Source organism: Enterobacter sp. GER_MD16_1505_Eko_090 (genome assembly GCF_003331015.1).
Classification (GTDB): Bacteria; Pseudomonadota; Gammaproteobacteria; order Enterobacterales; family Enterobacteriaceae; genus Enterobacter; species Enterobacter roggenkampii.
The window spans coordinates 1-24,082 of sequence record NZ_PUQF01000012.1 but is presented as its reverse complement, the minus strand read 5'-3'; the positions used below and the strand labels follow the sequence as shown (position 1 = coordinate 24,082).

Annotated in this window: 17 protein-coding genes and 3 pseudogenes; 6 read left to right on the top strand and 14 right to left on the bottom strand. The window is 54.4% G+C overall.

Annotation, left to right across the window (positions count from 1 at the left end; translation table 11 throughout):
- Positions 1-63 precede the first annotated feature (63 nt).
- A complete protein-coding gene (locus C6A40_RS14585; RefSeq protein ID WP_045336608.1) occupies positions 64-10,128 on the bottom strand; it encodes a BapA/Bap/LapF family large adhesin in 10,065 nt (3,354 codons plus the stop codon).
- Between the two features lie 757 nt (positions 10,129-10,885).
- On the opposite strand from C6A40_RS14585, the gene C6A40_RS14580 reads away from it, so the two are divergent.
- Genes C6A40_RS14580 through C6A40_RS14570 form a run of 3 tightly spaced genes read left to right on the top strand, consistent with a single transcriptional unit; the run spans position 10,886 to position 12,739 of the window.
- A complete protein-coding gene (locus C6A40_RS14580; RefSeq protein ID WP_045336602.1) occupies positions 10,886-11,413 on the top strand; it encodes a tetratricopeptide repeat protein in 528 nt (175 codons plus the stop codon).
- Positions 11,394-11,951: an RNA polymerase sigma factor gene (locus C6A40_RS14575; RefSeq protein WP_045336600.1), complete on the top strand. Its 558-nt coding sequence runs from the start codon at positions 11,394-11,396 to the stop codon at positions 11,949-11,951. The genes C6A40_RS14580 and C6A40_RS14575 overlap by 20 nt, the downstream gene beginning before the upstream one ends.
- Positions 11,948-12,739, top strand: coding sequence for an anti-sigma factor family protein (locus C6A40_RS14570; RefSeq protein WP_045336598.1), 792 nt, complete (start codon positions 11,948-11,950; stop codon positions 12,737-12,739). The genes C6A40_RS14575 and C6A40_RS14570 overlap by 4 nt, the downstream gene beginning before the upstream one ends.
- On the opposite strand, the gene C6A40_RS14565 is transcribed toward C6A40_RS14570, so the two are convergent.
- The 4 genes from C6A40_RS14565 to C6A40_RS14550 all read right to left on the bottom strand — a co-directional run bounded on the left by C6A40_RS14565 (position 12,731) and on the right by C6A40_RS14550 (position 15,448).
- Positions 12,731-13,291: a YceI family protein gene (locus tag C6A40_RS14565; protein ID WP_045336595.1), complete on the bottom strand. Its 561-nt coding sequence runs from the start codon at positions 13,289-13,291 to the stop codon at positions 12,731-12,733. The two genes, C6A40_RS14570 and C6A40_RS14565, sit on opposite strands and share 9 nt — an antisense overlap.
- A gap of 105 nt (positions 13,292-13,396) precedes the next feature.
- Positions 13,397-13,753 (bottom strand): hypothetical protein, encoded by a 357-nt coding sequence (locus tag C6A40_RS14560; RefSeq protein WP_008502540.1) that lies wholly within the window; start codon positions 13,751-13,753, stop codon positions 13,397-13,399.
- A 502-nt stretch (positions 13,754-14,255) separates the two neighbouring features.
- On the bottom strand, positions 14,256-14,723 hold the full coding sequence (locus C6A40_RS14555) for a hypothetical protein (RefSeq protein ID WP_045336593.1): 468 nt from the start codon (positions 14,721-14,723) through the stop codon (positions 14,256-14,258).
- A gap of 2 nt (positions 14,724-14,725) precedes the next feature.
- Entirely contained in the window at positions 14,726-15,448 is a 723-nt protein-coding gene (locus tag C6A40_RS14550; RefSeq protein ID WP_045336591.1) for a hypothetical protein, read from the bottom strand.
- A gap of 435 nt (positions 15,449-15,883) precedes the next feature.
- On the opposite strand from C6A40_RS14550, the pseudogene C6A40_RS14545 reads away from it, so the two are divergent.
- Positions 15,884-16,461, top strand: a pseudogene (locus C6A40_RS14545) (phage polarity suppression protein).
- A gap of 5 nt (positions 16,462-16,466) precedes the next feature.
- On the opposite strand, the gene C6A40_RS14540 reads toward C6A40_RS14545, so the two are convergent.
- Positions 16,467-16,610 (bottom strand): hypothetical protein, encoded by a 144-nt coding sequence (locus C6A40_RS14540; RefSeq protein WP_045336589.1) that lies wholly within the window; start codon positions 16,608-16,610, stop codon positions 16,467-16,469.
- A gap of 515 nt (positions 16,611-17,125) precedes the next feature.
- Between C6A40_RS14540 and C6A40_RS14535 the strand changes: the two genes are divergently transcribed.
- Both C6A40_RS14535 and C6A40_RS14530 read left to right on the top strand, forming a co-directional pair.
- Complete coding sequence (locus C6A40_RS14535) at positions 17,126-17,683, top strand: Pycsar system effector family protein (protein ID WP_045336587.1); 558 nt, start codon at positions 17,126-17,128, stop codon at positions 17,681-17,683.
- Positions 17,680-19,029, top strand: a complete 1,350-nt coding sequence (locus C6A40_RS14530) for a nucleotide-binding domain-containing protein (protein WP_045336585.1) — start codon at positions 17,680-17,682, stop codon at positions 19,027-19,029. The genes C6A40_RS14535 and C6A40_RS14530 overlap by 4 nt, the downstream gene beginning before the upstream one ends.
- 38 nt (positions 19,030-19,067) lie before the next feature.
- Here C6A40_RS14530 and C6A40_RS14525 read toward each other — a convergent pair.
- The 8 genes and pseudogenes from C6A40_RS14525 to C6A40_RS14490 all read right to left on the bottom strand — a co-directional run.
- Positions 19,068-20,258, bottom strand: a pseudogene (locus C6A40_RS14525) (integrase domain-containing protein).
- A gap of 329 nt (positions 20,259-20,587) precedes the next feature.
- Positions 20,588-21,436: a DUF4942 domain-containing protein gene (locus C6A40_RS14520; RefSeq protein ID WP_114191306.1), complete on the bottom strand. Its 849-nt coding sequence runs from the start codon at positions 21,434-21,436 to the stop codon at positions 20,588-20,590.
- Between the two features lie 114 nt (positions 21,437-21,550).
- Positions 21,551-21,880 (bottom strand): TA system toxin CbtA family protein, encoded by a 330-nt coding sequence (locus C6A40_RS14515; protein WP_114191305.1) that lies wholly within the window; start codon positions 21,878-21,880, stop codon positions 21,551-21,553.
- A gap of 21 nt (positions 21,881-21,901) precedes the next feature.
- Complete coding sequence (locus tag C6A40_RS14510) at positions 21,902-22,219, bottom strand: type IV toxin-antitoxin system YeeU family antitoxin (protein ID WP_114191304.1); 318 nt, start codon at positions 22,217-22,219, stop codon at positions 21,902-21,904.
- 10 nt (positions 22,220-22,229) lie between these two features.
- The gene (gene radC, locus C6A40_RS14505) at positions 22,230-22,697 is read right to left on the bottom strand and encodes a RadC family protein (RefSeq protein WP_114191303.1); all 468 of its coding nucleotides are present in this window, start codon (positions 22,695-22,697) and stop codon (positions 22,230-22,232) included.
- A 14-nt stretch (positions 22,698-22,711) separates the two neighbouring features.
- Positions 22,712-23,131 (bottom strand): antirestriction protein, encoded by a 420-nt coding sequence (locus C6A40_RS14500; RefSeq protein ID WP_114191302.1) that lies wholly within the window; start codon positions 23,129-23,131, stop codon positions 22,712-22,714.
- A gap of 125 nt (positions 23,132-23,256) precedes the next feature.
- Complete coding sequence (locus C6A40_RS14495) at positions 23,257-23,700, bottom strand: IrmA family protein (RefSeq protein WP_053337478.1); 444 nt, start codon at positions 23,698-23,700, stop codon at positions 23,257-23,259.
- Between the two features lie 53 nt (positions 23,701-23,753).
- A pseudogene (locus C6A40_RS14490) lies at positions 23,754-24,082 on the bottom strand (hypothetical protein); the annotation flags it as partial.

Genomic DNA, 24,082 nt, shown 5'->3' with positions numbered 1-24,082 from the left:
AAAGTACAGCTTTATTATTAATGCCCGGGCGCTGTGCGCCCGGGTCATCTGTTGCAGGTGCTATCAGGTAATGATGTGTTGCTGGTTAACAAGCTCGTCGTACGTGGTCTGAACGTTATCAAGCGTAACGAGTGCAGTATTAGTGTAGGTGGACCCTGCACCATCACGGTCGATGGAGATCACAGTGTTGCTACCGCTTTGTGTGACATGGATATAATTCCCCAACGAGGCGGTATTACCGTCCCAGCCCACCAGCAGATCGCCAATGTCGATCTTGTCTCCCTGCGCCAGCGAGAACCCGGTCCAGTGATCGCCTCCGGCGCTGCTGACGTTACCCGCCGTGGCATTCCCCACCGTACTGTTCAGCACCTGGTAAATCAGCGTATCGCCGTAGGCCGTACCGGTGATGGCGTCGTTATGTTCCGAGCTGATGAACTGCGGCGCCATATTGATGGTCAGCGTAGCGGTATCCGTTCTTCCGGCAGAGTCGGTCAGGGTGTAGTTGAAGGTCTCCTTCGAGGTCATGGTTGAGAGCGATACCCCGCTGTTCAGGGTATAGGTGTAGTGTCCGTCAGCGCCGATCGCCAGCGTGCCGTAGTGGCCGACAATGTTCACCGTTGCGCTGCCGGTATACGGATCCAGCGTGGTGGTCACGCCGTTGTAGCCGGTCACGCTCAGACGGGTATCCACCGAGTGGAGCTGATCCAGCACGCCGCCAGAGTCGGTGCCGTCAAAGATATTGCCGTTGACGGTGTGGCTGCCGGTGACGTCGAAATTACTCAGCGAGTAGGTGGTGCCGTTTACGCTTGGCGTGATGGTGATGGTCCCAACGCTGAGCCCCGGTACGCTACCGGTAAAGCTCAGCGTATAGGTCCCGGCGTTGAGATCCAGCCCGGTCAGCGGGACGTCGATACTGCCGCCCAGCAGCGAGGCGCCGCTGAAGGAGCCGCTGCGGATCGCGCCGTTGGCATCGCTAATCGTCCAGTTCACCGTCAGCCCGCCCAGCGCCAGCAGCGAGGCCACGCTAAAGTGCAGCGACGCGTTGTGCAGCGCGGTGTTCGGGTCGACCACAAAGGTTCCGCTGCCGCTGCCCTGGGTTGACGAGAGCAGGGCCGTGGTCCAGCTGGCGACGCCCACGGTGGTATCCGAGTAGACCGACGTGTGGTGCACCGAGGTAAGGTCCATCGTGGCGCTGACATCGTTGACCGCATTCATTGCCTGCGCGGTTGGGGTGATGTTGAGCGATGCCGTATCCTTCGAGCCGTCAGGCGCGGTAACGGTGTAGACGAACGTATCCGGCGTGCTGATATGGTCCGCGCCTACGCCGTTCCTCAGGGTATAGGTGTACTGACCGGACGCATTGATGGTCAGCGTGCCGTATTCCCCCTGAATGGTGGTGGTGCCGCTGCTGTTGACCGTCACGCCGTTCACTTCGGTAACCAGCGTGCCCGCCGGAACCGGGTCATTCGCCAGCACGTCGCCGGTGGTCGTTTCGCTAATACTCGCCACGCTGTAGACATGGTCCTGCAGGACGCTCAGCGTGTAGGCCGTCAGGGCGGTGATCCCGGACGCGGTATTCAGCAGGAACAGGTACTCCCCGGCAGGCAGGTTCAGCGTAAGCTGCGGTGACGTGCCCCCCAGCAGCGGCGCGCGCAGCCAGCCCGACTCGACGCGAACCTGCTCGAAGGTCTGGGTCGCATTGTTGAACTTATAGACGTACAGATCGAACACCGATGCCAGCGCCACGCCCCCCACGGAGGCCTGGATGGTCATGGTACGGGTCGTCCCTTCCTCCACGTTGTAAATAATCGGGTTGGTCAGGTCGTCCAGCAGGTTAAGCCCCAGCGTGCTGCCGAGATTAATGCCCACCAGGGTAAAACCGTTCTGAGACGAGGCGCCGTTATTCACCTCACTCACGGTGGTGTCAAAGGTCAGCGAGGCCGTGTCGTCCACTGCCACAATGCCGTTGATGACCGTACCGGCACCCAGAGACAGCACCAGGTTTGCCGACGCGCTGACGCCGTTATGGGTGATGGTGTAGGTGAAGCTCTCCGTCCGGCCAACGACCGCGGCGCTGGTGTCGGTCAGGTTGTAGGTATAGCTGCCGTCGCGGTTGATGGTCAGCGTACCGTATTTGCCCTGGATCACCGTGCCGTCGGCGTTCACGCTGGTGGTCACGCCCTGCGCGTTAGTGACCGTGGAGATAGTGGTGCCGGCCGGCGCGTTGTCGCTGCCGGCGGTCGGGTCCGTATCGAGGATCACGTTGCCGTTGAGGCTGGTATCGCCGGTGACCGTACCCGGACCGGTCTCTTTCACCGCCACGTCGAGGCTGGTGTAGGAACCGGTCGCCAGCAGGTTGGTGTTATAGCTGAGCACGCGGTAGTTGCCGTCGGCCAGCCCGGTCAGGTTCAGCGAGACGCCGGTGGCGCCGAGGGTCAGGAGATCGGCAAACTGCGGCTGGCCGGTATCCACCACGGTTGTCCAGACACCGTTGACGTAGTGCTGCACCACCAGCTCAAGGGTATTGAGCAGAGAGAGCACCGCCCCCGTGGCGTTGGCGTTTACCACGATGTCCGCGCTGCCGCCGTTGCCCACCGTGAAGTTCACCTGCGCGGTGTCATTACCGATCAGCGTCAGGACGTTGCCCACGGCGCCGACCAGCAGGAAGCCGTAGTCGCTGTACTGGCTGTTGGTCACGGTCGCCGTGGTGCTGAGGTTCAGCTCCTCAACGTTATTGCTGGCGGAGAGCGGCACCACCGGCGCAAGGGCAGAGCCCGGCAGGGAGGTGTTGCCTGCGACGTCGGTCGCGGTGATCTGCAGCGTCTGGCCTTCGATCTGTTTGTTAATGAAGGTGTAGCTGTAGGTGCCGTTGCTGCCCGCAATGGCGGTCACCGTTGAACCGTCTGCAAGGCGGATAGTGACGGTGCTGCCCGCCTCCGCGCTCCCGGTCAGGATGCTACCGTCGGCGTTGAAGGTGCCGGTCGGCGCCGTTGGCGCGGTCGTATCGACGATAATCGTCGTCACGGCTGACGCCACGCTGGTGTTGCCCGCCGCATCGGTGGCCGTCGCGGTAAAGTTATGCGTGCCCTGCGTCAACGTGGTGGTGGTTTGTGGCAGGGTCCAGTTGCCGCTGCCATCGGCGGTGACCGTGCCCACCAGCGTGATGCCGTCGTAGATCCGGACCGTGGCATTCGCTTCGGCGGTCCCGCTCAGCGTTGGGCGGGTGTCGTTAGTCGGGTTCGTACCGGTCACGGGCCCGGTGACGCTGCCGACATCATCAATGACCGAACTGATGACCGGCGCGGCTGGCGGGAGGGTATCGACGTTAATGACATATCCGGCGGTGGGGGCGCTGGCGTTGCCCACCGCATCGGTGGCGGTGAAGGTCAACGTGTGCGCGCCGTTGCTCAGCGCCGGAGATGGCGTAAAGCTCCACGCGCCGCCGGTCGCCGTCACGCTGCCGATCTGTACGCCGTTATCAAAGATTTTCACCGTGGCTCCCGCTTCCGCCGTACCGCTGAGGGTCGGCTGCGCGTCGTTGGTGAACCCACCGTTGGCAACTGGCGTCGCCGCATTGCCCACGTCATCCAGAATGCTGGTCAGCACCGGCAGCGCAGGCGGCGTGGTGTCGACGGTGAGGCTGAAGCTGGTGGACGACAAGCTGGTATTGCCTGCCGCATCCGTGGCCTGCGCGGTAAAGCTGTGCGCGCCCGCGGTCAGCGGAGGGGTGAGCACGATGCTCCAGCTGCCGCTGCCGTCCGCGGTGCCCGTGCCGACCAGGGTGGTGCCCTCATAGATCTTCACGGTGGCAAACGGTTCGCTGGTCCCAACAAGCTGCGGCTGGGTGTCGTCGGTCGTCAGTCCGGACGTGAGCGGGCCGGTGATACTGCCCACGACGTCGATTGCCTGGCTGATAACCGGCGCGTTCGGTGCCGCGGTATCAACAATCAGGGTAAAGCCCGGCGAGGTCGGGCTGACGTTGCCCGCTGCATCGGTGACCGTGGCGGTCCAGGTATGGCTGCCGTTGCCCAGCGGCGCTGATGGCGTAAAGCTCCATGCGCCGGTGCCGTCCGCCTGCACGGTGCCGACCGGCTGTCCGTTTTCATACACGGTAACCGTGGCGTTGGCGGTCGCGGTGCCGTTCAGCGTCGGCGTGGTGTCGTCGGTGCTCTGCCCGGAAGAGAGCGGGGTTTGAATACTGCCCACGTTGTCACCCGCGGTCGAGATGACCGGCGCTAACGGCACGCCCGTATCGACCGTCAGGTTAAACGGTGCCGTTGTGGCGCCGGTGTTGCCTGCCGCATCGGTCGCGTTAAAGGTGATGGCGTGTGGACCTTCGGCCAGATCGCTGCCCGGGGTGAAGCTCCAGTTGCCCTGGGCATTGACCACCGCCGTGCCAATTTCGTTGCCATCAACGAGCACGTGCACGGTAGAACCCACTTCGCCCGTGCCGCTGAAGGTCGGACGCGCGTCGTTGGTGCTGTTACCCGACGTGAGCGTCCCGGTGACCGGACCGACATCGTCAACCACGCTGGTGACTACCGGTACACCAGGGGCTGCGGTATCCACGGTAAAGGCGAAGACCGATGAGTTGGCCGAGGCGTTGCCTGCCGCATCCGTTGCATACGCGCGCAGGGAGTAGCTGCCGTCGCCCAGCGGCGTGGTTGGGGTAAAGGACCAGTTCCCGTTTACGTCAACGGTTGCAGTACCAATCTGCGTGCCGTTATTCATGATGTGGATAGTGCTGCCCGCCAGCCCGGTGCCGCTGATGGTTGGGGTGCTGTCGTTGGTTACCTGGCCGCTGGTGAGGTTACCCTGGACGCCGCCAGAGACGTCGTCGTTCACATTATCCAGCGTCGGAACCGTCGGAGCAGTCAGGTCAACCACCACGCTCCAGGGGGCGGAGACCGCGCTGAGGTTGCCCTGCGGGTCGGTCGCCCGGACGGTGAAGCTGTGCGAGCCTTCGCCGAGGGCGGTATCAGGAGTAAACGTCCAGGTACCCGTGTTGTCAGCCGTGACCACGGCAATCTGGGTGCCGCCGTCGAAAATAGTCACCACGCTGTTTGCGTCTGCTGTCCCTGTAAGGGTTGGCGTGGCGTCGTTGGTGAGCTCGCCGCTGACCACCGTGGTGGCGGCATTGCCCACATTATCCGTGACGTTGGTGATGACCGGCGTGGCGGAAACGGAATCCACCACGACGGTGAAGCCCGCCGAAGGACCGCTCTGGTTCCCCGCCGGATCGGTCTCGCGGATGGTCAGGACGTGATTGCCCTCTGCCAGGACAGGCGTGGTGTAGCTCCAGGTGCCGGTATTGCCGATTACCACACTGTCCAGCAGCACGCCGTTGTTGTAGATCGAGATGGTATCGCCCACCGCGCCGGTGCCGGTGAGCGTCGGCTGGTTGTCGTTGGTGGTCTGGCCGCTGGTCAGCGGGCCGGTGCCCGGACCAACGTCGTCAATCACGGCGCCGATGGTCGGCGTGCCCGGTGCGGTAAGGTCAACGGTGACGCTGGCCGCCGGAGAGCGGCCGCTGGTCTGGCCGTTAAGGGTCGCGGTCACCTCAAAGGTGTGCAGCCCCTCGCCAAGCGCGGCTGGGGTATAGCTCCAGTTGCCGCTGCCGTCAGCAGTGACCGTCGAGACGGGCGTCACGCCACCGTCCAGGTAGATAGCGATCTGGCTTCCCGCCTGAGCCGTACCGGTGAGGGTTGGGGTGGTGTCGTTGGTCGTTTTGCCTTTCACGTCGCCGATGATTGGGTCGACGTCATCGTTGATCGCCGTGATGACGGGTACATCAGGAAGATTCGGCTCCGTGCCGGTGACGGTGTAATTCGCAACGGGACTTTCATGCCCGGCAGCATCTGTCGCGGTCACGGTCAGGGTCGCGCCATCCTGCTGAGCGGGGCTGACAGCGATGGAGAAGTTACCGCCGGTGGCAACCCCGGTACCAATGACGTTGCCATTACTGTCTTTCACCGTGATAAGGCTTCCCGCTTCGGCACTACCGGTTAGTGGCGTACCTTCTGGTGCCAGGTTCAGATTGTCAGGGGCGTCCGGGGTGAGGGTGTCCACCGTCACGTTCAGCGGGGCTGAACTTCCTGAAGCGTTACCCGCAGGATCGGTAGCGGAGACAGTGAAGGTATGCGGACCCTCTGAGAGCGTTGTGCCTGCGGTCCAGCTCCATCTGCCGTCCGGCTGGATCGTGATCGGCACACCTGACGCAGTACCGTCGACGGAGACGATAACGGTGGTGCCGGGCTCGCCGGTCCCGGTTAGGGTCGGCGTACCGTCGCGGGTGTAGAGCACGTTGTTGGTGAGCTGGCTGTCTGAGACAGCATTAATTTGCGGTATCCCGGGCGCAACGGTGTCGAGCGTGACGGTAAAGACTGAACTCGGCGCGCTGAGGTTGCCCGCTGCGTCCACGCCCGCTACGGTAATGTTCAGCGGGCCGTCCGTTTGCGCTGGCAGCGTCAGGCTCCATTCTCCGTTCACCACCACGACACGGCCCAATTCGACGCCGTTGTTGTAGACGATCACCGTCTCACCGTTAACCCCGGTTCCGCCCACTGTCGGCCTGGTATCTGTGATAAAGCCACCATCAGGCGCACCTCCCACTGCACTAATCACCGGTGTATCCGGCGCCAGGGTATCCACGATGATCGTAATCGCTGACGACGGGTCAGAGACGTTGCCCGCTTCATCGGTGGCGGTGGCAGTATAGGCGTGGCTGCCCTCGGCAATGTCGCTGCCGGGACGCCAGCTCCAGTTGCCGTTGCTGTCTACCGTGACGGTGCCCACAACGGTCGGTGTACCGTTAACGGTGTCAGTGATGTTGATAACGTCGTTTGGCGTACCGGTGCCGCTCAGCACCGGGCGCGGATCGTTGGTGGTGCCGCCATTGGGGACGGGGCCGGTGATCTGGGTGACGCTGTCGGTGACGATCGGTGCCGCAGGCGTAGCCGGCGCCTCGGTATCAATGGTAATAGTGACCGGCTGCGACGGGGCGCTTTCGTTGCCCGTGCCGTCCATGTTGGTGACGGTCAGAGTGATGTCATAGGTTCCGTTAGGTAGCGGGGTGGCTGGTGTCCATGTCCAGTTACCGTTACCGTCCACGAGCACATCATCAAGTTTGACGCCGCCGTTGTAGATCGTCACGGTATCACCTGGATTGCCGGTACCGCTCAGGGTTGGCGTGGTGTCGCGGGTGGTTTCGCCCGGATTCAGCGGCGTTGTTGTGCCGTCAGGATTGACGGTAATGGCCGGGATATCCGGCGTGGCAGGCGCAACGGTATCCACCGTCAGTTCAAATGGCGTTGAGATGGTGGTATTGCCCGCGGCGTCCGTGGCGTGCACCGTCAGGGAATGCGGACCGTCGGTGAGCGGGGTCACGGGCGTGAAGCTCCAGCCGCCGCTGCCGTTGAGGATGGCGGTGCCAAGCAGAGTCGTGCCGTCATAGACGGTGATCACCGTGTCTGCCGGGGCGGTGCCCTGCAGCAGGGGGCGAGTGTCATCCGTGGTATCGCCGCTGTTGAGCGAACCCAGTACGCCGCCGACGTCGTCGGTCACGGTGGCGATGGTGGCCGCCGCTGGCGCAGCGATATCGACGTTCAGGGTGAAGTCGTCTGACGGCTGGCTGGTGTTACCCGCCGCGTCGGTGGCGATGACGCTAAAGGTATGAGGACCTTCGTCAAGCGGCGTGGAAAGGGTATAGGTCCAGGTGCCGCTGCCATCGATCGGGATCGTAATAAGATCGGCGCCATCCAGGCGAATAGTGACGGTTGAGCCCGGTTCAGCCGTGCCGCTGAGCGTTGGCGTGGTGTCGTTGGTGCTGTCGCCAGAATTGAGGGCGCCGAGGCGCTCCGGCACATCATCCAGCACCTGGGTAATGACCGGCGCCGCAGGCGCGACGCTGTCAACCGTCAGGGTCCAGGTGTTGGAGACGGGGCCGGGGTTGCCTGCCGCATCGGTTGCGACGGCGGTCAGGGCGTGGGGGCCTTCACCGATTGAGGAGGAAGGGGTAAAGCTCCATACGCCGAGGCCATTGGCAACGGTTGTACCGATTTCCACACCGTCCACGCGCAGGCTGATCGTCGCGTTTGCTTCAGCGGTACCGCTGAGCGTCGGGGTGGCGTCGTTGGTGGTCCCGTTCACGTCGATCGCGCCGGTCTGCCCTGGAATATCGTTTACAACCTGTAAAATCACCGGGGCGCCAGGTGCCGTCCCGTCAACGTTAATTGTCCACGTGTTTGATATCCCGCTCGGGTTACCGGCGGGATCCGTCGCCTTCGCGGTCAGCACCCAGGTGCCGTCGGTCAGCGGTGTGGGCGGCGTAAAGCTCCACTGGCCGGAGGAGGGAACAACCACCGTACCGAGGGCATCGCTGCCGTTATAAATCGTGATGGTCGAACCTGCCTCGCCCGTGCCGTTCACGGTCGGTGCCCGGTCGTTGGTCAGCCCATTCTGGGCCACGGGGCCGGTGGTGGCCTGCACGTCATCGATCACCGACAGGATGACCGGGGTCTGCGGCGGGGTAATGTCCGGTGCCGCCGCGGAGGTGGTCGGACTGGTGTTACCCGCCGTGTCGGTGGCGTCAGCGGTCAGGATTTCGCCGTTGATCCTCGGCGGGCTCAGCGTCAGGCTGAAGTTCCCCTGGCTATCAACAACCACTGTGCCAAGGGTGAAATCGCCTTCACGAATGGTCACCGTGCTGCCTGCTTCTCCAATGCCGCTGATGGTGCCGCCATCATTCGACACCACGAGGTTTCCTGGGGCCGACGGCGGCGTGGTGTCCACGGTAAAGATGATAGGCTCAGAGGCCGTACTCTGGTTTCCGGCGGCATCGGTTTCAGTGACGGTGATCGAGTGCGTTCCGTCCGGGAGCGGGCCCCCTGGGGTAACGCTCCATGTACCGTTAGGCAGCACCGTCGTTGTGCCAATCGCCACGCCGTTATCGTAAATGGTGATGGTTCCACCGGGTTCGCCCGTTCCCGCCAGGATCGGCTGCGAGGCATCGGTAGGCACGCCCGACGTGATTGTTCCTCGGATAAGGCCCGTATCGTCGAGCAGCACAATCGCGGTGGGCGCTGTCGGAGGGGTAAGATCGACGGTGAGGGTGAATACCGGTGAGGCTGGCCCGGTGTTGCCGGCGGCGTCGGTTGCCCGTACGGTAATCTGGTGGATGCTTTCGTTCAGGTCGATGGACGGGGTGAATGTCCATGTGCCATTGCTGGCGACGACCGCGGTGCCAATGGCTATTCCGCCGTCATAAATCGTCACGGTGGAGCCCGCTTCGGCGGTGCCGGAGAGTTGCGGCCGCCGATCGTTGGTGCTGCCACCGTTGGTCACCGTCCCCGTCTGAGGGGCGATATCGTCGATTACGCTGCCAATCGTTGGTGCATCGGGTGCGGTGAGATCCGGTGCGGTGACGCTTGAACCCTGGCTGATATTCCCGGCGTTATCCGTTGCGGTGGCTGTTACCTGCTCGCCGTTGGTCAACGGTGTCCCGAGGGAGACGCTAAAGTTGCCGTCGCTGCCCGTTTTTCCTGTACCAATGACGTTGCCGTTCGCGTCTTTCAGCGTGATGGTACTGCCGGGTTCGGCGGAACCGGTGACGGTTTTACCGTCTGAGGAGAACTTAAGGCCGGAAGGTGCATTTGGTGCAGTCGTATCCGGATCGGCCGAATTGTTACTGCTGCCACCACCGCCGCCACCGCCGCCGCTACTTGCCGCGGCCGCGATGCCCCCTGCAGCGGCAATACCACCCAGGGCCCATGGCCAGATGGCGGCACCACCAGCGTCACTTCCTGACGCCGCAAGCAGCACGTCCGTGGACGCGATAGATTCGTACGTGGCGGCCCCGGTCGGATCTTCAATCCACCATAATGCGCCGTTGCTGTCCTGCAGAACCAGCTGGCTCACGCCCTGCGCGTCCGCCACATAGAAGTTTTTAAGGGTGATCACCTCGCCGGAGTGCAATGTCACCAGCAGGTCGTTACCGCTTCGCGCGAAGTGTGAGACGCTCGCTCGCTCGACGTGAAGCTCAACGACAGAGGAATGGTTCAGCGTAACCTGTGTACCTTCCAGGGTCGTTTCTACGCCAGTAAGTTTTGAAATAACAGAGATTTGGCTCATTTCGTTATTACTCCAGCAGAAGTGTCATGAACGGCGAGCAAGACGAGCCATCTCTGCTGAAGGTAAAGGGCGCCCCCGGCGCAGTTGCTGTTATAAAACAGCGCTCACCGTAGATTTCAGCGCGCACGATGCCCGCCATGCGTCAGAGTGGCAACATCAGAGCGAATCTAATGACTTATGAAAAAAACGTTTAATGGGTGTTTTGTATTTTATAAAACCCTGTAATTAATAGAGGAATTGGTTTCTGGAATATAAAAATGATATAGACAGAAAATGAGGGTTGTGCAAATTAAGCTTTGGTAAATAAAGATGGAAACAATGAGTGGGGCATTAATGGATTGCTCTTTTTTATAATTGTTGTTTTTTATATAATTGTTTTTATTGTCTTTTTGTTTTCTTTTGTGGTTCTGTTATTTAACGTTTACGACCCAGTATGATAATTGGTAGGGAGCATTTTAAATATCATGCCAAACGTTATTATTTAAGTGCGCTTAATGTGTGTTTAAGTTAGGGTAACGTTTTTGATGTAAGATATATTATGTCACTTAGGTAATGAAATATATTCTTGTACAGGGTTAAAACTCTGCTAGTGGGCGCAAGTAATAATAACGAGAAGACAAAAAATACCCTGGTTTATTACCTTTACAACTGAAGTGCAGGCAGGGTTTTAGGACAGAAAAAAATTCACCGAAGAATGAATAAAAATCCTCACCCGGACGTTTACTGACGTCACTCCCCACTCACCCTGGAGTTTTATATGCGCACAACCTCGTTTCGTTTGATCCCGGTGCTGATTTTTTCTCTGCTGTCTCCACTGGCGCTGGCCATGGGCAATAATAGTACCGAGAGCAAAACGCCTGATTGTCCTTCCGGACAGGTGTATGACAGCGCCACGCAGAAATGCGTGCCGGACAAAAGCAGCAGCCTCAGCGACCAGGACAAAACCAACTATGCGTACCATCTCGCGAAGAAAGGCGAGTACCAGGCGGCGCTGAACCTGCTGGATTCGCTGAAAAATAGCAACACGGCTGAAGCGTGGAACTATCGCGGGTTCGCCACGCGCAAACTGGGCCGAACGGACGAAGGGATTGGTTATTACCAGCGTGCGCTGGCTATCGCCCCGGATTACGCCAAAGCCCGGGAGTATCTCGGTGAAGCGTGGATGGTGAAAGGACGTCCCGACCTCGCGAAAGAACAGCTGAAGGTCATTGCCGGAATCTGTGGCCAGTCCTGCGAGGAGTACCGTGACCTGCAGGCCGCCATCAATGGACACCCGGAATCCTGATTTTCTCGTGGAGGGAAAACCCATCGCATCCCGTGAGGTTCGTCAACAGCTCGCCGCACACCTGACGCGCCTCTGGCGTTATGGGCTGGTGCTGTCGCGAAACAGGGATATCGCCGAAGAGCTGGTTCAGTCCACCTGCGTGCGCGCGCTTGAAAGAAGCGGCCAGTACACGCCTGGCACGCGCATCGACAGGTGGCTGTTCGCGATCCTGCACTCCATCTGGATCTCTGAGCTTCGGGCACGACACGTTCGCCAGGGGCAGGGATTTGTCCCCAGCGACGAGCTGCTGGCGCCCGACACCCGCGAACAGGATGAGACGCGCCTGCATTACCTGAAGGTGATGCAGCGCGTGAACGCGCTGCCCGAAGCCCAGCGCAACGCGGTATTTTTGGTTTATGTCGAAGGCTTTACCTACCAGGAGGCGGCGGAGACCCTGGCGGTGCCGATCGGTACCGTGATGAGCCGGCTGGCGACGGCGAGGGCTCGGCTTGCCAAATCCGCTGACGCACTGCCTCCGGTAAAGGAGAAACGCTCTTGAACGCGCACCGTTTTGCACCGCCCTATAACGACGACGCCATCGTGGCCTGGATAGATGGCGAGATGTGCCGCGCCGACGCGCAGTTATTTGAAGAACAGTTAAAATGTGACGAACGCCTCGCCGGGCGAACCGACGAACTGATGAAAAGCAGCCAGGATTACGCCGGGGCGTTTGCCTGCCTGCTGGATGATGCGCCTCTTGAGAGGATGCAGGCGCGTCTTGCGGCACTTCCCGACCCGCAGGTCTCGACGGCGGCTGGCGTCAGCCGACGGGCGCTGATCGCCGCCTCGGCCAGCTTTTTGCTGGTGGGTTCCGGGCTGGGGTATCTGCTGCGTCCCTCAGCTGCGCCTGCGGATGAGAACGCCCATATCCGCGACCTCGAAGCGCAATATATGTCCCTGTACAGCGTCGAGACGCTGCTGGATATGGACGGCGCAACGCCGGTTCTGCAGCGCGGGCTGGAACGGGCCGCGCAGGACATCGGCATGACGCTAAACCTGTCGCAGCTTACCCTGCAGGGGGCAGAGCTTAAAATGGTGCGCATGCTGCGCTATGAAACGACGTCTATCGCGCAGATAGCCTGGATCAACGCCGACTACGGCCCGATGGCCCTCTGTATTTCGCCTGTTGATGAGAAGACGACGGTCTCGCTCCAACAGGAGCAGCGGCACAGCATGAACCTGGCGTGGTGGCAGGAGGCGGGCTATCAGTTTGTCCTGATTGGCCGCAACCCGCCGTCTCACCTGCGGGGAAACGCTGAGCGGCTACAGCGCGTGATCTCAGGATGACGGCACCTTGTTAGTCTTTATCGCAATGGCGATGGCAATACGATCGTCCACGACCAGGGCAAACTTATCCATCCCGTAGGACGCGCGTGATATCGCGGTGGTGGCATCCAGCGTGAGGGCCTGCGCATGCGGGTCTTTCACCCCGGCCTCCAGGATCACCGGCCGGGCAATGTTTCGAACGGTCAGCGTGCCGAACACCCTGAACCGTCCGCCGCCCTGGGCGACCACCCGGGAACTGATAAACTCGATGGTCGGGTAGTGCTCCGCATCAAAAAACATGTCGCTTTTTAATTGCCAGGCGAGCAGCGTGTTTGAGGCCACCAGGGTGGCCACTGGAATGGTGACGTGGATGTGGTCGTCAACGTCGTTATCCGGATTGAGCGTTACGGCACCCGTCACGCCGCTGAACGTCGCCCAGGAGAGTATGCCGCCGAAGGCATGCCACGAGAGCCGAATGGCGGTGTTTTCGGTGTCGATAAGGTAGCTTTTCGGGGCAGCATGCAGGGAAGGGCATAACAGCAGAACGGTCAGAAAGGCCAAAAGGCGATACATAGTGGTTTCTCCGATAAGTGCGCACTGCGTAAACGCCTGAGGTGCAAATTATATTCGAAGAAATAAAAAAGGCCGCAAGCGCGACCTTTTCGTGAGTATAACGACTTACTCAGTGACTTTCTTTTCCAGCTCGCTGGCACCTTCTTTGGTTTTGTTCCAGCCTTTCTCCGCGCCTTCTTTGGTGGCATCCCACCCTTTCTCGGTGCCTTCTTTGGTTTTATGCCAGGCTTTCTGGGAATCTTCGCTGACCTTGCTGCCAAAGCTTTCGCTTTTACCTTCCGCAGCATGCTTCTGTTTCAGCTTCAGCTCTTCACCTTTGTTCTGCTCTTCGTGCAGTTTTTGCTTCGCCTCGTTGGCGTTTGCGTTCGCCGCCGCGACGGTATCGTCAGTTGCATGTGTGGTCGCAGCAAATACTGGGGAAGCCAGCAGAACGGCAGATAATGCGATAATTGTTTTTTTCATAATATCCTCATTTAACGTTATCGGTTATGAGCGTGATTCAGCATGGCACAGGCGAAACGGGATGGCTTTAGGAAAAAACTGTAATGAGATCAACATGCCCTGATGAGAGGTATTTAGCCTGAGGATTATCCAAAGGATAAAACGCCTATTTCCGCGAGGGCGGCGAGCGTCAGGAGAATGAATATTATGACGGTTATGGGTCTGTACATGATGGGGTTCCTTCCGGGTTGAGCGGCTATTCCGTAGCGCTGGGTGGGGGTGTTTTTTTATTCTCCATAGGGGGAGGGGCGGTGTCGTTGATGTTGGTCAAAGGGAGAGGAAAACGGTGGGGGGATGGTACTGAAAAGCCCACAGGGGTTGTACCGTGTGGGCTTTCTGGATTTCATCAGATAAATAGGGTTATTACTGATGGAGATTCTGGTTGGCTATCTGAGTTTGCATAATTCTCAAGTGCATTTATCCCGCTCAGCAGAAAGCCTTTTCATTCTGTTAAATAATGACTTCAGCTTACGTTTTCCGACGCCGGTGTGGCAGAGATCGTTATGTATTTTTTCAGACCAGACTCCCGTTTAACACCTTTTGGATCGGAAACAAAAGGAAGCCGCAGGCGAGGTGAATCGGATACTTTCAGTGTCCAGATATAACCCCCAATAAACCTGAAGTCCACGCTATCGTCAGTGACCTGGAGATCCGCAAAAGTTCCTGTCGAGTACTCATTGCCCAAGCGAACAATTTCTTTAAGCCCGTCATGAACGTCAATAAGGGCAATCGTCAGGGACTCTTCAAAAATAATGTCATCCGTCAGAAACAGGATATAACGTTGCTCATTAACCTGGACCGCTGCTTCAAGCACTTGCCCCGGCACATTAATGCCGGTGCTTTTACCATTGAGCACAACGTCAGATTGAGCCTGGGATACATCGGTCGCGTCACTAACCTTAACCAATGTTATTGAATTAACCTGTTGCATAATCAATTCCACAAACGTCCCATTTCCCATGCGGCAAGCGCGCCGCCGACGAAGCCACCGATGAGCACGCAAACAGGTGCGCCTGGCCCACACATTAATCCCGCCATTGCACCACCTGCGGCAGCACCGGCAATACCTGCACCATTAATCGCTATCTGTCTGCCTGATTCAGAAACCTTATCATCAGCGGCATAAATTTCGTAAACAGAAATCGCAATCGAAAGAACAATTAACCCCCTTCCAACGCGCGAGAGCTGCATCATTTTCATGTTTACCTGTGGGTTAGACTTGCCTGCGGATTCAACGATACCTGCATATATCTGATTTTTTTGTACTTCCGAAAGGTTGTTAAAATTTGCCTGTGGGCCGAATAAAGCTTTCGCTTTTTTTGCTACCAACTCATTAAGCGTCTTACCCTCGCTTTTTATTCGTTCGGCCATTGCCCGTCCGAGTGGAGTGCTGCGAGAGCGCACCATCTCCATGATCAAATTTCTCGTTTCCTGAGCCTCTCGTGCCGCTTTGTCCCAGGAGATCACACCAGCATTGGCCTTTGCGCGTAAGTCTACGGACATTTCTTTGATTCTTTTTGAGTACTCAAGGCGTAAGCGGGGATCAACTGACAACCTCGCGGCCGCAGCGGAAACATCGCCTTGTAAGGCATTCATCGCGCTTTCGAATTTGTCGCGTCCATCGGTATCTAATGCGCTCAGCAACGTCGTATCCATATTCTCATTGTTCCTGTCATTGGCTCTGAGATGCGTTGAACAAATTTCTAGCACATTATCGGCAAAACGTCTTTTTAATATTTATTAGGCAAGCTTTAAGTTTTATATTTTTCCTTTTTCTTTCAATGTTATATGAGGTGCGTTAGGGGGCTTCGTTATGAACGATTTGCCTTTTAAAAAGAATAGAGATTGTTGTTAATGGGGATTACTTTGATGGTTCAACGCTCTTTGGTTGTGGGCCGATTTTATGTTCTTCTCGAAAAGCAGGCTAAAGATGGCTTATTGAAATGTGGCATAAGCATGTTTTACTGCACGTTCCGCGCACTTTAATCCACTTAAGGGATTACTCGTTCACCGGCGATTGAGCCGGTTATCCACATGCCTGCACCGGGAGCCACCGCTACCGCGCAGATGCGTTAACACGATCAGGCATAACTGAAAACTTACGGGACCACACTGATACTACGGAAATCCTTTGAGGCCTGTCAGGCAAATAATTCCGCCTGGCTACAACGTAGGAATTAGCTGACGCAGGCCGAACAGATATACTGCGAACAGCTTGCCGGCAGCGGGCACAGCGACCGGAGCCTGCAAACGCTGCGTGAAATTATTGACGTGAAAAAGTGGGAAATTAATCAGGCTGCCGGGCGTTATATCCGCTCGCATGAGGAGGTGCAGCGCATCAGCATCTGCGACCGATTAAATGATTTTATGCAGGCGCACGGCGCGGAGGTGGCCGCCGCCCTTGCCCTTGAACTGATGAATTATTCCGGGCAACATTCCGCCGTTCAGCGCTGCGCTATGCAGCACTCACTCGATTATCTGCGCGAGGCGCTACAGCTCTGGCTGTCAGCCGGTGAAAAAAAATTAATTATTTGGCGCAGGATAATGACATTTTAACGGCCATCGGTTTCAGGCCTGACGCGGCTTCGCGCGATGATAATCGTGAAAAATTCACGCCTGCACAGAACCTGAATTACACCCGCCGCCGTGCAGAACTGGCCGTGCAGTAGTTCGCTTAAAAATTCCCGAAAATCCCGCCATTTTTACGTATAAAAGCCATGCATGCATAAGGTGCATGGTTTTGCATGCGTTTTAGCGACACTGGATCCCCCGCCAGCACCAGCACTGGCGCACCCTGAAGCTGGTCTTGCATCTGCATTAAAAGCGCCCCCTTAAGCGGGCAGGCGTGGCGGGGAGAGCATTGCGCGCCAGAAGTAATTCGCTTATTTATTTTCTCTGTCTGAACGAGTCTCAGTGACACGCGGATTCACCAAGAGATTTATGGCCAATATAAGTGGAGACAAAATGATGATGTTGTGAGGCGTTTCATCAAGGTGTTACAAGCGCTACCTTGAGTTAACAGAAATCGTTCATTTAGGAGATAAGTGATTACATTTGAATTCTGTAGTGCCCAATCCGTACATTCACGTAGTATATGCGGCCTGGTGTGTGGGGGAGGGAATTGTGCGGGCATAATCATTATGCATTATGCATTATGCATTATGCATTATGCATTATGATTATGAAGTGTCACATCTATTAGAAGTTAGTGTTATAAGATTCAATAGCAATGCTTCAAGAATATATTGTGATGCATAACAAATTTTTTGGAGAGTAAGTTGTAAGATGGGCGACAAAAAAATAATATTAAAAGTATATGTCTGAGGGGGTAAAGTGGATATTCAAGAAAACAAAGAGAAAATAAAACTACAGTTTGATATAATAAAAAGGACTGATGGTTATATTTCCACCACAAATAACAAGGCAGCCTTGCTTTTGGCTGCGGGTGGGGCAAGTTTAACAATATTCTCGAATAAAATAGGAAGCTTTAAAGGTTTGTTTCTAGGTAGCAATTTGTATAACTTGTTTTTTTGTGTAATGGTTTTTTTGATCGGTTTTTTTATTGTTTTATCTGTGGTTTATTCGCTGCGAAGTATTATTCCAAAAATGAAGGCGGTAAATAAAGTTCACGAGGCAAGTGGATCACTGGTTTCATTTGTCTTTATTGGTAATCTAAACGATGTGAATGAATACTTTTCAAAATATAATGACGAAGATGATGAAGGGTTATTAAGGGATATGTGTGCTCAAAGCTATATTTTGGCGGGAATTGCCAAGGAAAAGTTCTTGTTGTTTTCTGATGCGGTTAGATATTTGAAATATGCATATTTTTGCATGATTTGTCTTTGCTTTTCAAAATTCGTTGATTTTGCAAATGGAGTTCTATTATGAGTTTTAAAGATATTACCGAGAAAAACTTTAAGGGTATAAAAAATATAACCTTAAGAAAAGGAATGACCATGGATGGCGCTTTGTCTGTTGGTATGGAAAGTCGGAGGGGAGATTCGGTACTTATTTCAGAATCTTTTTCAACAAGCCCGAGCAATTTCTTGGAGTATGATTATCAGCGTGAAATTAGACCTCTGTTTAATAAGCTTGGATTAAACGAACATAAAATTGGCACCCATCCTGAACTTACAATGTTAAATGGTCTTAGTGTAACGCATAATCAATACATAGTGACGATGTTTATTGATATACGTAAAAGCTCCCGCTTATCACTTTTATTGCCGCTAGAACAAGCATATATCGTTAAAAATAGAATACTTCAAGCTTGCATTGACATTGTTCGAGCGCTAGATGGTTATCCTCATCGACTTATGGGCGATGCTTTGATGGCCTTCTTTGGTAGGTCTGATGTAAGCAAAGAGGATGCAATAGCAGATGCTATAAACGCTGCATCAACACTCAGATTGATTTTGAAGGAATATATATTCCCATCTTTGAACGAGGACCTTGGCACTGAAATTGATCTAGGTGTCCGAATTGGCTTGGATTATGGGTCAGAAGATGAAGTTATTTGGGGTAACTTTGGTTTAGGAGAATCGTGCGAAGTAACAGCATTAGGGCTTCCAGTTGATATGACAGCCAAGTTACAACAACTAGCAGACAAAAATACAGCCATGTTAGGACAAGGGATTTTAGATTATATTGATTTTCCTTTGGAATATACTTCATTGAAGAGTAAAGCAGGGCGAGAGATTAAGTTTATAGAGCCGAATATAACGAATAAGGAAGGAAGGCCTATAGACAGGCGAATTCGATTATTAAATATGGATGAATATCAAAGCTTGTTGCCATTCAAATTGAATGATAAAAAAATGTCCTCATCTGTTTTACATCCTAATCATTTTATTTTTGGTTGTTATGTTGACGAGGATGATAAAGAAGTAGAATATAAATCAATATCTCGATTTTTGCCAAAACAAAAAAAATTAATATTTAAATTAAGGATTTACCCTGGATTAGGTAATCTAAATATAATTTTTTGCAAAAAAAATCATGGGGAAGAAGCTAAGGATGATTTATCCGAGGATTATGTTGTTCGTGTGGAAAATGAAAACTTAATTAAGGTGGATAACGCTTCTCGAATAAATTTAAAACGCGATAGCGAAGGTTTAATATTAACCTTGTCAGAAGCAACATCTTTTAGAGGCTTACATACAATGGAGGTTATTGTACGAGGGGGAGGGGCAGCTATTTATTATCGAAACATTATAGGTGTGTATATTGTATAGAGGTAAGGGCAGTACTTATGCTGCCCTTAAAATTATTATTACGCAGAAGATACATGGTTCCCCCACCAATCCATTAGTTGTTTCCTGTGTTCAAGATACGTAGAGCGATTATAAGCTTTCCTGACTTCATTTTTATCGCTGTGCGCTAAAGCTGCCTCAATGACATCAGAATTAAAACCCTCTTCATTTAAAGCTGTGCTTGCAATAGACCTCAATCCATGTGCAACCAATTTACCTCCATACCCAATTCGTTTTAAAGCAGCATTTGCCGTCTGGCTATTCATTGCTTGTTTTGGGTCATTTCGACTCGGAAAAACATGTTCACGATGAGCGCTGATTGGCTTTATCACTTCTAGAATATCTAATGCCTGCGGCTATAGGGGAACAATATGCTCACGCTTGGCCTTCATCCGCTCGGCTGGAATAGTCCAGAGCTTTGCATCGAGATCGATCTCAGCCCAACGTGCACCGGAGGCCTCAGAGGGGCGCACGAGGGTCAAAAGTTGCCATTCAATCAGACAGCGAGTCGAAACAGAGAGATTCGACATCACCAGAGAACGCATTAGCTTTGGTAATTCTTCTGGTCGTAGTGTCGGCATGTTTTGTTTTTTGGGTTTCTCAAAGGCCATTCCAACACCTGATGCTGGATTGGCATCAATCAGACCAGTGTTTACGGCATAAATCATTATCTCGTTAATGCTATGCACCAGCCGACGTACAGTCTCAAGCGCCCCACGAGCTTTGATTGGCTCAAGAGCTTCAACCAGTGTCCGGGCTTTGATTTGCTGAACGGGGATCTCACCGATGGCAGGGAATACATCTTTCTCCAGTGAGCGCCAAATGTCTTTTGCGTAATCAGGGGTAACGCTTTTGCTTTTGAGTTGGAACCAGTTAGCGGCAACTGTCGAAAAAATACTGTCCAGAGCGATTTGCTGCTCTTCCTCTGCAACTTCAGCTTGAACTTGAGGGTCGATGCCATTAGCTAACAAGGCAAGGTAATCCGCTCTTAACCCTCGGGCATCTGCAAGTGATAGGGCGGGGAAGGCTCCGAGCCCCATCATTGTCCGCTGCTTTGTTGCCGGACGTTGATAACGGAAACGCCAGAGTTTTTTGCCACTGGTTTTCACTATCAGGAAAAGCCCGTCGCCATCATGCAGCGTTAGATCCTTCTCTAGCGCTTTAGCACGCAGAACTTCGGTGTTGGTCAGGTGGCGTGTTGTCCGTGCCACTGTGGCCGCTCCTTCATGAATTGGTATGAGCTTTAGGTATACATCCTACCGTTTACCTAAACGTATACCAATAATCACCGGATTTAGCCGGATGTTCTCGGACAATGATAAATACAAAAAAGCCCGCAGGGCTTGCGCCGTGCGGGCTTTCAGGACTTCATCAGTCGACTCTGGTAATCACCGATGGAGAATTTTGGTGGGCTGGCGGAGTCTGAATTGGTTTGCTAACTAAATGAATTAAATCCTTAATTTATCAATTCAACTTTTCATTGGTGCCTAAGAGGGTGCCTAAAACATTTTTTCATTTTTTTCAGCTCGTTTTTCATCACCTAACAACGCTGTTTAGTAGAAGCTGGGAGCTGGTCCGGATAATGCTTAGCGATAATGTCGTTCATCTTCTCGACTAAATCAGGGCGCTTGAACGTGAGATGCGCTGTACCCTTCTGAAAGTAGCGGATGGAGAAGTATGAATCGTCATAAACATCCTTGCCAGGGTTATCGCGAATGTGATTCATCAAGTTAATGGAAATATTTGCACGATTGTCAGGTATCGCTTTGCCATCGAGCAAGAACAACATCCTTTCTAGGTCTGCCAACTGGTCGCGACGAAACCCCCATGTCAGGTTGTAGCCCCAGCGGTTGTGCGTTACAAGGTTGCTGATGATGATCTTCTTGCCAAAGTAGCAAGGGCTGTTGGTTTTGTAATCCCACGATAGACCTTTAAAAACGTTGATAATCCCCCGCTCAAACACCTCCGTTTTGCTATGGTGCAACTGCTCAAACGTGCTGAGAATATTGGCTTCACTGATGGCCGGTAGGTCGCCATCTTCGAGGTTCTGATACCACTGGTCACGCGCCTGGGCATCCATTAGCGAAAGCATGTCGGATTTCAGCATCAGGTCGCGCCACAGGCTGCGGTCAACATTGCGGGTGATTGCTGGCATCGCTTTCTCCGGCTTTTCCATCAGCCAGCAGTCATAGCGATGTCCTTGCTTCATCGCCCAGTCGGCAGCGTTGCCGCCACCGATTCCGGCAGTGAGCTGGGAAATGGCGTTGAGCTGCTGAATCAACTGTTCAATCTGCAGCAGCGCTGCATCACGCCCGGTGACGATGCGTTCGATGCTGGTCGAGTTAATCAGCTCAGTATGTTCGGTAATCACTTCAGGTTTTGTTTGCATCGCAAAAAATCCATATAGGCAAATGCCTCTGCCGGTGATGGCAGAGGCATTATGCGTTGTTAGATAGAAGAGAAAAGCAGCAGAAAGGTAAATCTGGAATTCGCTATGCAGAATTTAATCGAGATTACGCTGCGTTAATCCGGTAGCGTGACTTGCCTTCAGTATGTCGGCGGCGGTCAGGAAGATTTCTGGCTCTGAATAGGTATCGCCATGGGTATCGATACGCACCAAGTCATATTTTTCCACCAGAAAATTGATGGCGTCGGCCAAGGTAATACCCGCCTCAATGTGTTGCAGGATTACTGACTCACTGCAAAATGGCGTATCGTTTAATTCCAGCCCGTAGTGCTTTTCCAGCAGGTAGACAAGCAGTGTTCGCCAGTGCGCTATAGGTGACAGGCTGCACGATGCCGCCCGCCCCGGGTTTATTGCTGAGGTTGGCATATTGATTTTCCTTTGAGAGAGCTACTGAGTTGTCGGGTAAACCGCGATGTAAACGTAACCGTGCGAGCCAAGCGTGTCGGCTTCGCAGGTCAGTTCAATGTGATTCAGGATAACACGTTGCTGATGGCGAGGATTCAGCTCACCGGTTGTAAGCATCTGCTCTAGCTTTTTCATTATCAGCGGAAAAGCTTGGTCAAGGCGTAGTGCTTCATCGTCGCTGAAGTCGCCGGTAAATCCTGCCCGGTCCGCCAGAAAGTGCAGTCGGTTGCCTTCCTGCACCAGCCTGGCATCGAAGCTCGGTGTTTTACTGCACGTAAGCCCCCATTGTTGAGAATGCATATGTCCTCCTTCAGGGCAAGCCGCGTTCGGCGAACGAGACAATCTCTTTGCTGCCGACAATCAGATGGTCCAGCACGCGCACCTCTACCAGCGCCAGCGCTTTTTTCAGCCGTTCAGTGATGCGTCGGTCTGCGTCACTGGGCTCGGCATACCCGGAGGGATGGTTGTGGGCAAAGATGACCGCAGCGGCGTTGTGCCGCAGTGCGGCTTTAACCACTTCGCGGGGATGAATTTCCGTGCTCGCGATGGAACCGTGAAACAGCATTTCGTGTGCCAGTAGCCGGTTCTGATTGTCCAGAAACACCACCATGAACACTTCACGCTCCAGCCCTGCGAGGTTCAGCCGCAGCCAGTCGCGGGTGAGTGATGCTGAGGTAAACGACACGCCCGGCTCACGCAGGTGATTTTCGATCAGCGTCAGGGCGCGTTTTATGGTGCGGTGTGATGAAAGAGGAAGAGATAATGCAGTCGTTTCCATAACGTCCTCCGGCATCAGTCGATTATGTGCATGATGACGCTGCTTTCAGGATGGCTCAGCGCAAATTCGCGCAGGCGATAGTAGTGTTCGCTCATGGCGGGGCTGCCGGTTCTGCAGGCGTGGTGGCTCCAGTTCAGCAGGCAGACGGCGATGCCAGCGGCTTCGCTTCTCATCTCCGCGCTGTTGCCATTCAGTTTGTTGAAAATGGCCCAGTTATCCTCACTGTCAGGTGCGATGAAGGCACCGCCGTTGCTGAGCGTGTAATAATTCCAGTATCCACCGTTGTAGGATTCGCACAGGCGATCCATCCAGGCGAAGGCGCGGGGCTCCAGCAGCATCCACTGAGGGATTTTGCCGAAGTGCTTGGGCCAGAAGTTGAGACGCTGCCTGTCGGGTACAGGTGAAGCGGTGACGGGTGATGTGGTTTGATTCATGGTGATTCCGTATGAGTGGTTTGAAAACAAAAAGGCCATGCTTCCCGTAGGAGGCATGGCCTGGCATGTTTTAAGTGAGTGGTAGCTGAGGTGTGGCAGATGCCCGTCTCAGCCAACCGCGACGATTAATTCACGGCAACTGATACTGACAATGGCTGGTAATATTGCGGATCGAAGATGGACAGTGGCAGATCAGTCTGATGACCTGCATGTAATTCAGTTACCTTCAAAATTTCAACGGCACTGACACCTTCAACACATTCATGCTCCAGAAAAGCGTCCTGTGAACGTGTTGCGTCGCTTTCTCCAAAGGGACCAACTTCCATGACGCCCTGCGCGAGCGTTCTGCCAGCTTTGTCTTTCAAATCCAGTGACACATTCAGTTGGCCGAAACCTGTCCCACTTCCGCCGTTATCGAGGCGAAACTGATAAACACAAATATTGCCGGGAGTCCAGACTGTATCGGTGTTACGGATACTGATATAGCGTTGTTCGTCGGCCTGTGCGGGTTGCGAATGGCACCACGTCAAACCTGCGATGAAAGGTAGGGCTTTAAGAAATTGGTTCAAAAATGATGCTCCTGATTTTGGTAAGGGGTCGCTTTGGTGTTGTTGGAAGGCCCTTAGCAGTTGCCAGTACGACGACATAGCTCCGTCAAACTTTGTTGTGCTACCCATTGCTGTAACTTCCGATCTTCTTCCGAACGTTTAGCTACCAGAGCAGCCTGCTGCTGCTTGTTCACACAATTATCCGGCATGACCATAACGACTTTCGGGGTCATCTGCTGTCTGATCTTTTTTGCTTTAGCATCGATATCATCAACTGGCGGGTAGCTAAGAAGATCATCAATCGCTTTTTGTCGTGCTGAAGATTGTAGACTGGCCCCATGAATCTCCAGACAGTTGGTATCACTTAAGTTAGTGATAGTCTTAATACTAGTTTTTAGACTAG

What these genes read in the sequence shown, in the direction of transcription:
- radC (WP_114191303.1), bottom strand. Translation starts at nt 22,697, where the DNA reads ATGGAAACGACTGCATTATCTCTTCCTCTTTCATCACACCGCACCATA.
- C6A40_RS14530 (WP_045336585.1), top strand. Translation starts at nt 17,680, where the DNA reads ATGAGTTTTAAAGATATTACCGAGAAAAACTTTAAGGGTATAAAAAAT.
- C6A40_RS14550 (WP_045336591.1), bottom strand. Translation starts at nt 15,448, where the DNA reads ATGGATACGACGTTGCTGAGCGCATTAGATACCGATGGACGCGACAAA.
- C6A40_RS14565 (WP_045336595.1), bottom strand. Translation starts at nt 13,291, where the DNA reads ATGTATCGCCTTTTGGCCTTTCTGACCGTTCTGCTGTTATGCCCTTCC.
- C6A40_RS14560 (WP_008502540.1), bottom strand. Translation starts at nt 13,753, where the DNA reads ATGAAAAAAACAATTATCGCATTATCTGCCGTTCTGCTGGCTTCCCCA.
- C6A40_RS14585 (WP_045336608.1), bottom strand. Translation starts at nt 10,128, where the DNA reads ATGAGCCAAATCTCTGTTATTTCAAAACTTACTGGCGTAGAAACGACC.
- C6A40_RS14575 (WP_045336600.1), top strand. Translation starts at nt 11,394, where the DNA reads ATGGACACCCGGAATCCTGATTTTCTCGTGGAGGGAAAACCCATCGCA.
- C6A40_RS14500 (WP_114191302.1), bottom strand. Translation starts at nt 23,131, where the DNA reads ATGAATCAAACCACATCACCCGTCACCGCTTCACCTGTACCCGACAGG.
- C6A40_RS14580 (WP_045336602.1), top strand. Translation starts at nt 10,886, where the DNA reads ATGCGCACAACCTCGTTTCGTTTGATCCCGGTGCTGATTTTTTCTCTG.
- C6A40_RS14515 (WP_114191305.1), bottom strand. Translation starts at nt 21,880, where the DNA reads ATGCCAACCTCAGCAATAAACCCGGGGCGGGCGGCATCGTGCAGCCTG.
- C6A40_RS14540 (WP_045336589.1), bottom strand. Translation starts at nt 16,610, where the DNA reads ATGCAGATGCAAGACCAGCTTCAGGGTGCGCCAGTGCTGGTGCTGGCG.
- C6A40_RS14510 (WP_114191304.1), bottom strand. Translation starts at nt 22,219, where the DNA reads ATGCATTCTCAACAATGGGGGCTTACGTGCAGTAAAACACCGAGCTTC.
- C6A40_RS14520 (WP_114191306.1), bottom strand. Translation starts at nt 21,436, where the DNA reads ATGCAAACAAAACCTGAAGTGATTACCGAACATACTGAGCTGATTAAC.
- C6A40_RS14555 (WP_045336593.1), bottom strand. Translation starts at nt 14,723, where the DNA reads ATGCAACAGGTTAATTCAATAACATTGGTTAAGGTTAGTGACGCGACC.